The organism is Hydrogenivirga okinawensis, assembly GCF_055385515.1.
Window position 1 is genome coordinate 476368 of record NZ_AP042386.1, and the last position, 12456, is coordinate 488823.

The window sequence follows — 12456 nt, forward strand, 5'->3', positions numbered from 1 at the left end:
AGATCTTATAATTTTAAATACTGGAGGTTGAAGATGGAGAAGAAAGAGGAGATAAAGGAAGAGCTCGAGGAGGTCAAGGAAGAACTCCAGAAGGAGGAGAAGGAAGTAGAGGAGCTTCAGAACAGAGTGAAAGAGCTCGAGGAGAAGGTCAGAAAGCTTGAAAACGTCGCCAAGAGCGCCAACGTCAGAGCTGCCGACCTCCAGAGAGAGCTCGAGTACATGAAGGAGCGCTACAGGAGGGATCTCGAGGAACAGAGAAAGTACGGCTACGAGAAGTTGGCTCTGGATCTTCTGAACGTTCTTGACAACTTTGAGAGGGCTCTGGAGGCTGCAACCGCTACAAGGGACTTCGACTCACTCCTAAAGGGAGTTGAGATGATAGCCTCCGAGCTGAGAAGGATCTTAGAGAAGTACGAGATAAGGGAGATAGAGATAGAGGGGAAGGAGTTCGATCCCTACCTCGCCGAGGCTGTGGAGACCATACCCAGCTCGGAGCATCCACCCAATACCGTGGTTAGAGTAGTTCAGAAGGGATACAGACTCCACGATAAGGTGATAAGACCCGCTCGTGTAGTGGTCTCTGTTTCCGAAGAGGAGATAACCTGATGGAGATAAGGTTCAAGGACTTTCACAGGAAGCTCGCCCCTTTCAGAGACGAGAGCATGGAACAGCTCTTAGAGGAGCAGGTAAACCAGTGGATAAAATTAAATAAAGTAAAGGTCATAAACGTTGAGACTCTCTGGCAGAGAAACGCTCACGTTTCTATCGGCGTTCGGGTCTGGTACGTCGTGGGTGACAAGGAATGAAAAAGTCCATACTCCCCTTCGAGAGGATACTCACCTTCGAAGAGTCTAATCTCCTAAAGAGCTTCATTAATAAAGCTGTCGAGATCTTCGAGAGGTGGGGATACAACTACCTGAAGCTTCCCGCCTTCGATCACTACGAGGTTCACAGGGAGGCTCTCGGAGAGAGGGTCAGGGAGGTCATCACCTTTAAGGAGGGTGAGAACCTAATAGCTCTGAGGGCAGACTTCACCGCTCAGGTGGTAAGGAGCGTGAGCTTCTTCAAGGTATGGCACTACCCTTTGAGGGTTTACTACTTTGGAACCCTCTTCTCGACCGAGGGGGACACCTACGAGAGGTTTCAGGTAGGTGTGGAGCTCATAGGGGTCAGGGAGATAGAGGGTGATGCGGAGGTTATATCGGCGATCCATGAATACCTGAGATCCTTAGGTATCAAAAATACAACCGTCAGTATAGGGCACGTAGGGATAGTCAAGCATCTCCTTTCAAAGGTCGCGGAAGAACAGAGAGAAGTTCTGAGGGAAGCCTTCAGGGAGAAGAACCTAACGGTAATCGGAGAGCTCTTGGGAAGGGATAAATTTTCCGAGCTCCCTCTCCTTCAGGGGGGTAGGGAGGTTCTGAACGCGCTCGAAGATTTAGGTTTGAAAAGGGAGAAGGAGGAACTCCTCAGGCTTGGAGAACTACTCGAGGAAGCGGGTGTGTGCTACACTTACGATCTTTCAGAGGTTAGGGAGTTTCCCTACTACACCGGCGTTGTCTTTGAGGTATTCCATCCCGACCTCGGATTTCCGATAGCGGGAGGTGGAAGGTACGATTCCCTTTCGGAACTCTACGGGGAAAGTTTCCCCGCAACGGGAGGTGGTATATACGTAGATCAACTCCTCGGATTCCTCAAATCCGAAAAAGAGAAAAAGGACTACTTCGTAGTCGATCTGACTGAGGGGAAGAAGTATGGCTTCAAGATAGCTTCCCTACTGAGGTCTAAAGGCTACAAGGTCGGGAGGGACATAGTCAGGAGAGCCTACAAGCACTCGATAGACTACGCCTTTTCCGAGGGCTACAAAAAGGTGGTGGTCATTTTTGATGAGGAGGACGTCAGGGTTTTTACAACTGCCACAGACTACAACCTGACGACCCTAAAGGAGTTCCTGGAGCTTCTCTAAGTAATCGAGCCTCTCCCAGGGAAACCTCTCCCTTCCGAAGTGCCCGTAACAGGCGGTATCCCTGTATATGGGTCTCCTAAGATCCAAAAATTCTATTATGTCCGAGGGTCTTATGGGGAATACCTTTAGGACTATTTCCTCTATCCTTTCCTTCTCTATCTTCTCTGTGCCGAAGGTTTCTATATCGAAGGCAACGGGCTCCGTCAGACCGAAGGCGTAGCCTATCTGAACGACACATCTCTCGGCAAGCCCTGCGGCGACTATGTGCTTTGCTATCATCCTCGCCATATAGGATCCCGACCTGTCGGTCTTTGTGGGATCCTTCCCTGAAAAGGCGCTCCCCCCGGAAAAACCTATATCTCCGTAAGCGTCGGAGACTATCTTCCTTCCCGTGAGTCCGGTATCCGCCACGGGACCCCCTATGACGAACCTACCCGTCGGGTTCACCTTTATGTTGGTCTCTTCTTTCAGGAGCTCTTGGGGAACTTCCTTCCTTATCACCTCCTCAACGACGAGCTCCCTAAGGTTCTGAAGGGATATATCCGGATCGTGGTGGACGTAAGCCACTATATCCTTTACGAACTGGGGTTTTCCGTCCTCGTATATCATGCTGACGAGAACCTTTCCATCGGGTCTCAGAAAGGGGAACCTACCGGTCTTTCTAAGATCCGCTATCCTTCTCGTTATCCTGTGAGCTATGGTTATCGGCCAGGGCATGAGATTGGGAGCTTCCTTTACCGCGTAGCCGACCACTATCGCCGTGTCTCCCGCACCTTCGGAGGAAACTCCGAGGGCTATCTCAGGACTCTGCTCGTCTATGGAGGTTACCACGGCGCAGGTATCTGCGTCGAAGCCAAGCTCCGGCTTGGTGTATCCTATGTCCTTAACCACACCTCTAACAACTTTGGGAATATCCACGTAGCTCTCGGTAGATAGCTCTCCCCCTACCATAACGAGACCGGTGGTGACGAGGATCTCCAGGGAGACCTTGCTGAACCTGTCTTTCCTGAGGAACTCGTCTAAGAGGGCATCGGCTATCTGGTCCGCCACCTTGTCGGGGTGACCCTCGGTAACGGACTCAGCCATCCGCAGGGAGTACATGTGTTCTATTTTAATCCATCAGGGCTCAGTGGGTTCGTCGGGAACTGTATGATCTATCTTCTGATCGGGGCAGAGACGTCTCGGCTCCCACTCGGGGTGAACATCGGGATCAACAGGCTCAACGGGAACTGCAGGCTCTATCTTGGGCTTCTCTTCCATGATAAAACCCTCCTTCCCATAAAATATAGTCACCATACCCCGAGATTAAAGAGGAGCTCGACGCACTCTTCCTCCAAGGTCCTGTCCACCCCCCCGCTACCTATGCTCCCGAACTCTATACCCTCTATGACCTTCTGGGGTTCAGGAAGAGGAAGATCCTCCGCAGTCTCCGGACTTGCATAGTAAACGAGTCTCTCTCCTTCCCTCTTTATGCTAAGTCCGTAAGCCTTCAGAAGGGCGTTTCTCCATACAACGATAAAGAGTTTCAGAAAGAAGGAGAGTTTGGTGGGTCTGTAGCTGGGGTGGGGCTTGTACTTCTCGGGTTGACGTATCCCTTCGAGCTCCATCTTCTTTACTATCCTCTCCACCTGTTCTGGAGGAGGGTGTTCTATCTGGGGCCACCCAAAGATCTCCGGAGCTTTCCTACCCAGTTTGAAAACCCACGAAGTTAGCCTCGTAAACTCCTCCGCTGGAGGAACCAAAAGATATCTGAACTCCCTCTGACCAAACTCGACTCTTTCGGGTATATTACCCACGACCTTAAGGAGTGCTCTGGGTCCTTCTTTCCTTAGAAGATCTTCTATCTCGTAGAAGCCTATATACTCGCTTTTCCACAGGGATATCAGGATGGGCTCCCTGCCGAGACCGAAGGGCATAAGCCTTATACCTGAAAGGATGAGTCTCTCCCTCCTCGTTTGACCGGCGAGCCACAGGTACTTGTCGAGGTATATCTTGAACTCCCTCGGACTCGAAAGGAGCCTCTCCCACCCTTCCCTGCTTATCTGAATCGGATCGACCACATCCACGAAGTTTACCGACAGGTGAAAGCTATTCATCTCAAGGATTGAATATATATCGAGTCATACTACAGGCACCCTTCTATACTTCTCCGCAACCTCTCTTATCTCTAAGATCGCCTTGACTATGAAGTCCAGATACTTCAGGGGTATCTGGTTTGGTCCGTCGGAGAGTGCCCTGTCGGGATCAGGATGGGTCTCCATGAATACACCGTCGCACCCAACGGCAACGGCAGCTCTCATAAGGGGAAAGGCGAACTCCCTCTGTCCCCCTGACCTGTTTCCCATACCTCCCGGGAGCTGAACGCTGTGGGTAGCGTCGAATATAACCTTTGCATACTGGGACATTATGGGAAGACTTCTGAAATCCACCACGAGGTTGTTGTATCCGAAGGAAACACCCCTCTCGGTCAGGTATATATCCTCGGCTCCTCCCGCTTTGAGCTTCTCCACTATGTTCTTCGTATCCCATGGGGCGAGGAACTGCCCTTTTTTCACGTTCACCGGCTTTCCAGTTTTTGCAGCTGCGATTAAGAGATCTGTCTGTCTGCACAGGAATGCGGGTATCTGAATGAGATCCACAACTTCTCCGACGGGTTCCGCCTGCCAGCTCTCGTGTATATCGGTAGTAATCTTAAGACCGAACTCCTCCTTAACCCTGCTGAGCGCTCTCAGACCGTAATCTATCCCGTGCCCGCGGAAGGAGTTTATGGAGGATCTGTTAGCCTTATCGAAGGAAGATTTGAAGATGAAGTCCACGTTAGGAAACCTCTCTGAGAGTTCTTTTATCTTCTCCCCTACCCTTAGAAGGAGGTCCTCACTCTCGATTGCGCAGGGACCGGCTATTATCGTAAAGTCCTTCATCATGTATATAATAGTAGTTCGTATTGACAGGGAGGGAAGCATGATACATGAGCATCAGATAGAGAAGATAAAGGGAAAGTTCTTTACCGAGGAGGAGTTAAGGAAAGACGTGAACCTCTACAGGCTCGTCAAAGATATAAAGGAGGAGATAAAGGACAAGGTAAAGGAACACTTTAAGAAGACCGATCAAGAGTTTACCTACCTCCAGCAGGTCACAGATAACTACGGGATACTGGTTAGGGTAGCGAGAGATAAGGAGACCGGAAGACTCTACTACTTCTATTACTTCAAGCATAGGATACCTTACAGAGAGTATTATTTTTATAAGGAGGAAGAGGAGGAATGAGAGTTCTTCTCCCGCTTATTTTCGCACTCCCTCTCTTAGCCTGCGCCCCTGTAGCCCAGGAGAGGGTGTCTGAAAGGGTTTCCGAGGTCGAGATAAAGCTAACGAGACTCGAGCAGAAGCAGAACGATCTTGAGAAGGATATAGAGAAGACAAACCAAAGGATAGACAGGCTCACAGAGCTAATATCGGAGCTTAGGCTCGAGCTTGAGAAGTTAAAGCTTGGGATGGGTAGAGCTACTCCTTCCGCCGAGACTCCCGTTAAAGGGAGTAAGAAAGAAGCAAGAATCTACACTCCCGAAAGGATCCCCGTTCCGGGGGCAGAGCTGAAGCCTGAGGAAAAACCGATTGAGGAGCCCAAGCCCGAAGAGGACGCCGAAACCGCCTACAAGAAGGCGATAGAGCTGTACAGTCTCAAGAAGCTCTACGAGGCAAGGGACGCCTTCCTCGATTTCATAAAACGTTTTCCGGAGAACAAGTACACCGACAACGCCTTCTTCTGGATAGGGAGGATATATCAGGAGCTTGGAGACAGTCAGAGGGCAGAATCGGTTTACAAGAGCCTCGTGGATAAGTGTGAGAGCGGCAGGCTCCCGGACTGCAATAAGCTTCCCGACGCTTACCTACAGCTGATGAAGATCTACATGGACAGGGGAAACCTAGAGGAGGCTAATAAATACTACTCCATACTATTGGAGAAGTTTCCAACTTCCGACGCCGCGGTGAGAGCTCGCGAGCAGAAGCTTCTGATGGGAGAGTGATGGAAGACCTTAAGATACCGAAGCATATAGCGATAATAATGGACGGGAACGGGCGCTGGGCGCGTCGCCAGGGTATGCCGAGGATAATGGGGCATTACAGGGGTGCGGAGGTGGCGGAGGAGATCGTTAAAGCCTGCACGGAACTCGGGGTTAAGTACCTCACCCTATTCGCCTTCTCTACAGAGAACTGGAATAGACCACGGGAAGAGGTAAGTATGCTCTTCGACCTGGTGAGAGACTACCTCTCGAACAAGAAGCAGGATCTTATGGATCTCGGTGTCAGGCTCAGGTTTATAGGAAGAAGAGATAGGGTTGGCAAGGATCTAAGACGCCTGATGGACGAGCTCGAGAGGTATACGGAAGGCAACGAAAGTATAACCGTTATCTTAGCTATCGACTACGGCGGAAGGGACGACATCCTGAGGGCTGTGAACAAGCTCATCAAGTTAGAGGTGGACAACGTTGATGAGGACACCTTCTCCTACTTCCTCGATTTAAGAGACGTTCCCGACCCCGATCTCCTGATAAGAACTGCCGGAGAGAAGAGGATATCGAACTTCCTCCTATGGCACCTGGCGTATACAGAGCTATACTTCACCGATCTCTGCTGGCCGGAGTTCACTAAGGAGGAGCTTATAAAGGCGATAGAGGACTTCTCGAGGAGGAAGAGGAAGTTCGGAAGAGTCCTCGATGAGTAGAGAGCTCTACGGAATACTGATAGGAGGGGTATCCCTCCTTTCCCTATTGCTTCCGCTCCCTCTCTTTGTTCTCGTTATAGCTCTTCTCTCTCTACTGATGGCATGGGAACTATCCGAGCACCTTGGAGTTAAAGATGTGTTCCCCGCAGCCCTTTTCTCCCCGCTCCTCTTCTACTTAAGTCCTCCCCTTGGCGGAATATACGTATCTCTGATCTCTTTAGCTTACGGCTACAGGAAGTGGGATCTCGACTCCTTTTTGAGGTCCCTCTTCATCCTCTTCTACACAGGATTCTTTACCTCTTTCCTTATATACCTGAAGGAAAAGAGCACCTATGTTCTCCTGATACTCCTCCTCTCCGTCTGGGCCAACGACATCTTTGCCTACTACGTAGGGAAAAACTTCGGGAGGACTCCCTTATTTCCTAAGCTCTCGCCCAAGAAGACGGTTGAGGGGTTTCTCGGCGGTATGTTTGCCGGGGTTATGGTCTTTTCTCTCCTCTCACCCCTTCCCCTTGCTCCCTCCTTTCTGGTAGCCCTCTTCTTCCTATTGGCTGGCGTCTTCGGGGACTACTTCAAGAGCTTTATAAAAAGACAACTGGGGATTAAGGATTTCTCCAACATCTTAGGGGAGCACGGGGGGTTTGTGGACAGATTCGACGCCCTACTCTTTGCCTCACCTGTACTCTACTGGCTTCTCTCCGAATATAAAATATAGCCATGGGTTTCTTTATCCGCGAGGATCCCCTAACAGGTGAGAGATGCATAATAGCGTCGGTCAGAAGCAGGAGACCCCATTTTATAAAGGAGGTGGTGGAGGAGGAGCCCTTTCAGTGTCCCTTCTGTCCCGGGAACGAGGCTCTCACTCCGAGAGAGGACCTTAGGGTGGAGGGAGATTCCGGATGGATAGTCAGGGTGATTCCAAACAAGTTCCCCGCCATACCCCACATGCACGACGTTATAGTAGACTCGCCCAACCACGGGGACGATCTCGAACGGATACCCCATTTAGACAAAGTCCTCTGGACCTACAAGGAGAGGCTCGTCCACTACTACAACCAGGATGGGATAAAGTACGTTGCCGTTTTTCGCAACAGGGGGAGTTCCGCAGGAGCCTCCATACCCCACCCTCACTCACAGGTTCTCGCCCTCCCCTTCTATCCCCGAAGGTTCCTCAAAGAAAAGGAGAGGTACGAGAAGGAGAACAGGGATGTCCTCGGGGACTTCCTGGAACAGGAGCTGAACTTACAGGAGAGGGTTCTTGAGGTTTCAAAGAACTTCGTCGTAATTCTCGCCTTCGCCCCGATCGTTCCCTACGAGCTCTGGATAGTTCCGAAGGAGAAGATCAGTTCCTTTATATTCGAGACCCGCTTCGAGGAACTCGCGGAGGTTCTGAGGAGGTCGGTGGAGACGTTGAAATCTTACCTTGGAGATCACATGCCCTACAACATCACCCTACAGTCCGCTCCGCCCTGGGATATGGACTACCACTACTACATAAGGATCCTCCCGAGGGTGTCCGTCTTCGGAGGTTTTGAGCTCGAGACCGAGAACGTGATAGTCAGCGTAGCCCCCGAGGAGGCTGCCATGGAGCTGAGAACTTTAAAGTACTCAAAAAGAGCCGAAGAAATTAAGGGGAGGTGATGATGAAGAGCTTCGTTTTCGAAGAAGACCATCCCTTCGCCCTCGTTGTTCCTCTCATAGAGGAGGGAAAGCTCGACCCCTGGAAGGTGGACATCGTCGAGCTCGCAAACCTGTACATCGAAGAGCTCAGGAGGAGGGAAACCCTCGATCTCAGGGTTCCTGCAAGAGCGGTCGTCGCCGCCTCATTTCTACTGAGGAAGAAGGTAGAGGTGATCTTTCCTAAGCCGGAGAGAAAGCCAAGGGAGAGGAGGGACTACACCCTCGAAGAGATCGTGGAGATGTTTGAAGAGGAGAGCAAGGAGGTAGAGGAAAATCTCGCCGACAACCTCGAGAAGGTCAGGAAGGTTTTTAAGAGGAACGGGAATGGAAGAGGAAGGAGAAGGAAAAGGGGCAAGGTTATCCCCCTTCACATATCGAGGTTCGAGGACGTCCTTAAGGAGATGTGGGAGTTCTTCAAAAACATGGACGTAGGGAAGAGGATAGAGTTCTTTACCTTCCTCGACAGGGTGAACTTCGTCCCCCAATTTATGGCTCTGATGTACCTGTACTACGAGGGGAAGGTTGATCTCCATCAGGAGGAGCCCTACGGAGATATACTGGTCGAGGTCAGAGAAGCGAAGGGATAATTGGTGTATTATCTCCTCCCGTAGGAGGTAAAGATGGCTCACAAGTTCAATCCCGAAGATGTCCACAAGCTCGAAGACCCTTCAAGACTTGAGCTCTTCGATCCGGAGAAGACCCTGAGAGAGTTCGGTATAAGGGAGGGGATGGTGGTTCTTGATGTGGGCACTGGACCGGGCTTTTATCTTCCCTACCTCTCCAAACTTGTCGGTGAGAAGGGGAAAGTTTACGCGATAGACGTTCAGGAGGAGATGGTAAGGAGAGCTAAGGAGAAGGTCGAAAGGGAAGGTCTCAAGAACGTTGAGGTTCTGAAGTCGGAGGAGAACAGGATACCTCTACCAGATAACTCGGTGGACTTCGTATTTATGGCGTTCACCTTCCACGAGCTTGAGGATCCGAAAGCCTTTGTAGAAGAGCTGAAGAGAGTTGCAAAGCCCTTCGCCTACCTCGCGGTAATAGACTGGAAGAAGGAGGAGAGGGACAAGGGACCTCCTCCGGAGGAGGTCCTATCCGAGTGGGAAGTGGGACTTATCCTTGACGACTCAGGCGTTCGGGTGGGAAGGGTCGTGGAAATCGGTAAGTACTGCTTCGGAGTTTACGCGGTCTTTCCTCAGGAGGAAGAGGAAAACCCCCTCATGAACGTTCCCTTCAAGATACCTCCCGGTATGGTTTAACGTTCAAGAGTTCCATCAATTTAAGGCAGTTGTAAGGGGCGTAAGCGTTATAGTCGTTGTTGAAGTAAGCGAAGACCTCCTTAGCCGAAGAGCCTTTTATTCTCTCTGCCCATTCCCTCAGCTCTCCTTCCGAGTAGTTGTACCTGTACCAGCCCTCCTTTCCGTGGAAGCGAATGTAAACCACATCTGAGGTCTCTACAAGATCCTCTGGTAGGTTGGGAGAACTGACGGAGCAGAAAATCACCCCTTCCTCTTTCAGCCTTTCGTAAACCTCTTTTCTCCACCAGCTTTTATGCCTGAACTCAATAACGTTCTTAAAACCCTTATCCATATGGGATAAAACCCTCTCAAGGTTCTCCTCCGAGTATCTGAAGGAGGGGGGAAGCTGAAAGAGGATACATCCGAGCTTTTCCCTCAGTCCTTCCTTCACCACTTCGTAGAAGTCCTTTACCATACCTTCCGTATCCCTGAATTTCTTCATGTGGGTTATGGATCTGTTCACCTTGACAGAGATAAGGAAGTTCTCAGGTGTCTCCCTGTAAAACCTCCTCAGATTGGACACCTTAGGGAAGTTGTAGAAGGTGGAGTTTATTTCGACCGTGTTGAAGAACTTGGAGTAGTATGAGAGCCAACCCTCGGGCTGGAGATCTTTCGGGTAAAACTTTCCCTTCCAGCCCCAGTAGAAGTAGCCGGAGCACCCTAAGAAGTAAGCTCTATCTTCCTCCCGCAATCGCCGGAACTATGGAGAGAACGTCCCCGTCCTTGAGCTCCGTATCTACACCCTTCAAAAACCTTATGTCCTCGTCGTTCAGGTATAGGTTCACGAACCTCCTCAGTTCTCCGTTTTCGTCAAGGAGACGCTCCCTAAAGCCGGGATACTGCTCCTCAAGCTTCTCGATAGCCTCCTTAATAGTCCTTGCCTCTACCTCCACCTCTCCCTGTCCGTCGGTGAGCCTCCTGAGGGGAGTGGGAACTCTGACTATTATAGCCATCTTCCTACCTCCTAAACTCTTGCGAGAACCTTCTCCTTGAAGTCCTTCAACGTCGCCTGTATCCTCACAGGCTCGGAAAGATGCCCGTCGAGAACCTCAAGGGTCTTGTATCCGTTGCCCGTTATGTAGGCTACCACCACCTCGTCGGGATCGAAGGCGCCCCTCTGGGCGAGCTTTTTGAGAACCACTACGGTCGTCCCGCCCGCCGTTTCGGTGAATATACCTTCCGTCTCGGCGAGGAGCTTCATACCCTCTACTATCTCCTCGTCGGTAGCGGTCTCCCAGTCTCCTCCGCTCTCCCTGGTGGTCTGGAGGGCGTAGATCCCGTCCGCGGGGTTTCCGATAGCTATGGATTTGGCTATGGTGTTGGGTCTGACAGGTTTTATAAAGTCCCTCCCTTCCTTCCAGGCCTGAGCTATGGGAGAGCACCCTTCCGCCTGCGCTCCGTACATCCTCGTGTTTACCGAGTCTATGAGCCCCACCTCCTTCATCTCCTTAAGTCCCTTCCATATCTTCGTGTAAAGGGATCCGGAGGCTGCGGGAGCCACGACCGCATCGGGAGCCCTCCAACCGAGCTGTTCCACCACCTCAAAGGCGAGGGTCTTTGAACCTTCCGCGTAGTAGGGTCTTATGTTTATGTTTACAAAAGCCCATCCCTGATCGTTGGCTATCTCCGAACAGAGCCTGTTCACATCGTCGTAGGTTCCCTCCACCGCAACGACGGTGGGGTTGAAGACGAGACTGCCGAAGATCTTCTGGGTCTCCAAGTTCGCCGGTATGAAGACGTAGCAGTTAAGTCCAGCTTGAGCACAGTGCGCCGCCACCGAGTTTGCCAAGTTTCCCGTTGAGGCACAGGCTGCGGTGTCAAAGCCGAACTCCTTAGCTTTTGAGATGGCAACGGACACAACTCTGTCTTTAAAGGAGAGGGTGGGATGGTTCACCGAGTCGTCCTTTATGTAGAGGTTCCTGAGTCCCAAGACTTCTCCCAACTTCTCCGCCTTCTTCAGGGGTGTGAAGCCCGCGGTGAGTCCTACGGTGGGATTTTCAACCGGGAGGAGGTCAACGTACCTCCACAGACTTTTAGGACCCTTCTCTATCTTCTCCCTTGATATATTCTTCTTTATCTCATCGTAGTCGTAAACCACCTCTAAGGGACCGAAGCAGAACTCACAGACGTGTATAGGTTCAACGGGATAATCCCTTCCGCACTCTCTACACTTGAGACCTCTGACCTTTGCCAATTCCTCTTCCTCCAGAGAAACGTAAGTATTTTATTATAAACCCTCAGAGAATACGGGAAAGGATCTCCTTCCTACCCTTCCCCTCCTTCGCCGAGCTCAAAACTATGGCTCCCTCTCCCACGAATCTTCTTACCTCCTTTAGAGTCCTTGATAGCTCCCTCTGCTTAGCCTTGTCTGTCTTTGTGAGAACGACGGTAAAGGGTATTCCTAAATACTGGAGCCACTCTAACATCTGCTCGTCAAGCCTCTGGACTCCGACAACCGCATCTATCAGAACGAAGACCATCTTTATGTTATCCTTCCTCTCCTGGAAGTAGTTTTCCATCATCCTCTTCCACTTTTCCTGCTCCTCCTTGGGAACCCTCGCAAAGCCGTAGCCGGGAACGTCCACGAGATAGACTTTGTCCTCAAGGAGGAAGTAGTTGATCATCCTCGTCCTTCCCGGCTCTTTGCTCACGCGGGCTATATTCTTTCCCGTGATCATATTTATAAGGGAGGACTTCCCCACGTTGGAGCGACCCACGAAGACGACCTCCGGCTTGTCCGCAGGGGGGAAGTCCCTTACGGTGGACCTCAGAAACTTAACCTTCATAGAGAA

18 protein-coding genes are annotated in these 12456 nt (G+C 51.0%); 10 read left to right on the plus strand and 8 right to left on the minus strand.

Annotation, left to right across the window (positions count from 1 at the left end; translation table 11 throughout):
- Window positions 1-33: 33 nt before the first annotated feature.
- From ACZ483_RS02785 to ACZ483_RS02795, 3 genes are read left to right on the plus strand one after another with little or no spacing between them, the layout of a single operon-like run.
- A complete protein-coding gene (locus ACZ483_RS02785; RefSeq protein ID WP_464324654.1) occupies window positions 34-606 on the plus strand; it encodes a nucleotide exchange factor GrpE in 573 nt (190 codons plus the stop codon).
- The gene (locus ACZ483_RS02790; protein ID WP_464324655.1) at window positions 606-806 is read left to right on the plus strand and encodes a hypothetical protein; all 201 of its coding nucleotides are present in this window, start codon (window positions 606-608) and stop codon (window positions 804-806) included. Before ACZ483_RS02785 ends, ACZ483_RS02790 begins: the two co-directional genes overlap by 1 nt.
- Complete coding sequence (locus tag ACZ483_RS02795; RefSeq protein WP_464324656.1) at window positions 803-1966, plus strand: ATP phosphoribosyltransferase regulatory subunit; 1164 nt, start codon at window positions 803-805, stop codon at window positions 1964-1966. The genes ACZ483_RS02790 and ACZ483_RS02795 overlap by 4 nt, the downstream gene beginning before the upstream one ends.
- On the opposite strand, the gene metK is transcribed toward ACZ483_RS02795, so the two are convergent.
- From metK to kdsA, 4 genes are read right to left on the minus strand one after another with little or no spacing between them, the layout of a single operon-like run.
- Window positions 1940-3067, minus strand: a complete 1128-nt coding sequence (gene metK / locus ACZ483_RS02800) for a methionine adenosyltransferase (RefSeq protein WP_464324657.1) — start codon at window positions 3065-3067, stop codon at window positions 1940-1942. The two genes, ACZ483_RS02795 and metK, sit on opposite strands and share 27 nt — an antisense overlap.
- Window positions 3068-3085: 18 nt before the next feature.
- Complete coding sequence (locus tag ACZ483_RS02805; RefSeq protein WP_464324658.1) at window positions 3086-3226, minus strand: hypothetical protein; 141 nt, start codon at window positions 3224-3226, stop codon at window positions 3086-3088.
- Between the two features lie 29 nt (window positions 3227-3255).
- The gene (locus ACZ483_RS02810; RefSeq protein WP_464324659.1) at window positions 3256-4062 is read right to left on the minus strand and encodes a hypothetical protein; all 807 of its coding nucleotides are present in this window, start codon (window positions 4060-4062) and stop codon (window positions 3256-3258) included.
- Between the two features lie 24 nt (window positions 4063-4086).
- Window positions 4087-4887, minus strand: a complete 801-nt coding sequence (gene kdsA / locus ACZ483_RS02815; protein ID WP_464324660.1) for a 3-deoxy-8-phosphooctulonate synthase — start codon at window positions 4885-4887, stop codon at window positions 4087-4089.
- Between the two features lies 1 nt (window position 4888).
- Between kdsA and ACZ483_RS02820 the strand changes: the two genes are divergently transcribed.
- Genes ACZ483_RS02820 through ACZ483_RS02850 form a run of 7 tightly spaced genes read left to right on the plus strand, consistent with a single transcriptional unit; the run spans window position 4889 to window position 9625 of the window.
- On the plus strand, window positions 4889-5233 hold the full coding sequence (locus ACZ483_RS02820) for a hypothetical protein (protein ID WP_464324661.1): 345 nt from the start codon (window positions 4889-4891) through the stop codon (window positions 5231-5233).
- A complete protein-coding gene (locus ACZ483_RS02825) occupies window positions 5230-5991 on the plus strand; it encodes a tetratricopeptide repeat protein (RefSeq protein ID WP_464324662.1) in 762 nt (253 codons plus the stop codon). Before ACZ483_RS02820 ends, ACZ483_RS02825 begins: the two co-directional genes overlap by 4 nt.
- Window positions 5991-6689 (plus strand): polyprenyl diphosphate synthase, encoded by a 699-nt coding sequence (gene uppS, locus ACZ483_RS02830; protein ID WP_464324663.1) that lies wholly within the window; start codon window positions 5991-5993, stop codon window positions 6687-6689. Before ACZ483_RS02825 ends, uppS begins: the two co-directional genes overlap by 1 nt.
- A complete protein-coding gene (locus ACZ483_RS02835) occupies window positions 6682-7404 on the plus strand; it encodes a phosphatidate cytidylyltransferase (protein ID WP_464324664.1) in 723 nt (240 codons plus the stop codon). Before uppS ends, ACZ483_RS02835 begins: the two co-directional genes overlap by 8 nt.
- 2 nt (window positions 7405-7406) lie before the next feature.
- The gene (locus tag ACZ483_RS02840; protein ID WP_464324665.1) at window positions 7407-8330 is read left to right on the plus strand and encodes a galactose-1-phosphate uridylyltransferase; all 924 of its coding nucleotides are present in this window, start codon (window positions 7407-7409) and stop codon (window positions 8328-8330) included.
- A complete protein-coding gene (locus ACZ483_RS02845) occupies window positions 8330-8956 on the plus strand; it encodes a segregation/condensation protein A (protein ID WP_464324666.1) in 627 nt (208 codons plus the stop codon). Before ACZ483_RS02840 ends, ACZ483_RS02845 begins: the two co-directional genes overlap by 1 nt.
- A 33-nt stretch (window positions 8957-8989) precedes the next feature.
- Window positions 8990-9625, plus strand: coding sequence for a class I SAM-dependent methyltransferase (locus tag ACZ483_RS02850; RefSeq protein WP_464324667.1), 636 nt, complete (start codon window positions 8990-8992; stop codon window positions 9623-9625).
- Here the strand turns inward: ACZ483_RS02850 and ACZ483_RS02855 are convergent.
- Genes ACZ483_RS02855 through yihA form a run of 4 tightly spaced genes read right to left on the minus strand, consistent with a single transcriptional unit; the run spans window position 9600 to window position 12450 of the window.
- Entirely contained in the window at window positions 9600-10355 is a 756-nt protein-coding gene (locus ACZ483_RS02855; RefSeq protein WP_464324668.1) for a DUF72 domain-containing protein, read from the minus strand. The two genes, ACZ483_RS02850 and ACZ483_RS02855, sit on opposite strands and share 26 nt — an antisense overlap.
- Complete coding sequence (locus ACZ483_RS02860; protein WP_464324669.1) at window positions 10339-10617, minus strand: ubiquitin-like small modifier protein 1; 279 nt, start codon at window positions 10615-10617, stop codon at window positions 10339-10341. Before ACZ483_RS02860 ends, ACZ483_RS02855 begins: the two co-directional genes overlap by 17 nt.
- A gap of 11 nt (window positions 10618-10628) precedes the next feature.
- A complete protein-coding gene (thrC, locus tag ACZ483_RS02865) occupies window positions 10629-11858 on the minus strand; it encodes a threonine synthase (RefSeq protein ID WP_464324670.1) in 1230 nt (409 codons plus the stop codon).
- 43 nt (window positions 11859-11901) lie between these two features.
- Window positions 11902-12450, minus strand: a complete 549-nt coding sequence (gene yihA / locus ACZ483_RS02870) for a ribosome biogenesis GTP-binding protein YihA/YsxC (protein WP_464324671.1) — start codon at window positions 12448-12450, stop codon at window positions 11902-11904.
- Between the last annotated feature and the right edge of the window lie 6 nt (window positions 12451-12456).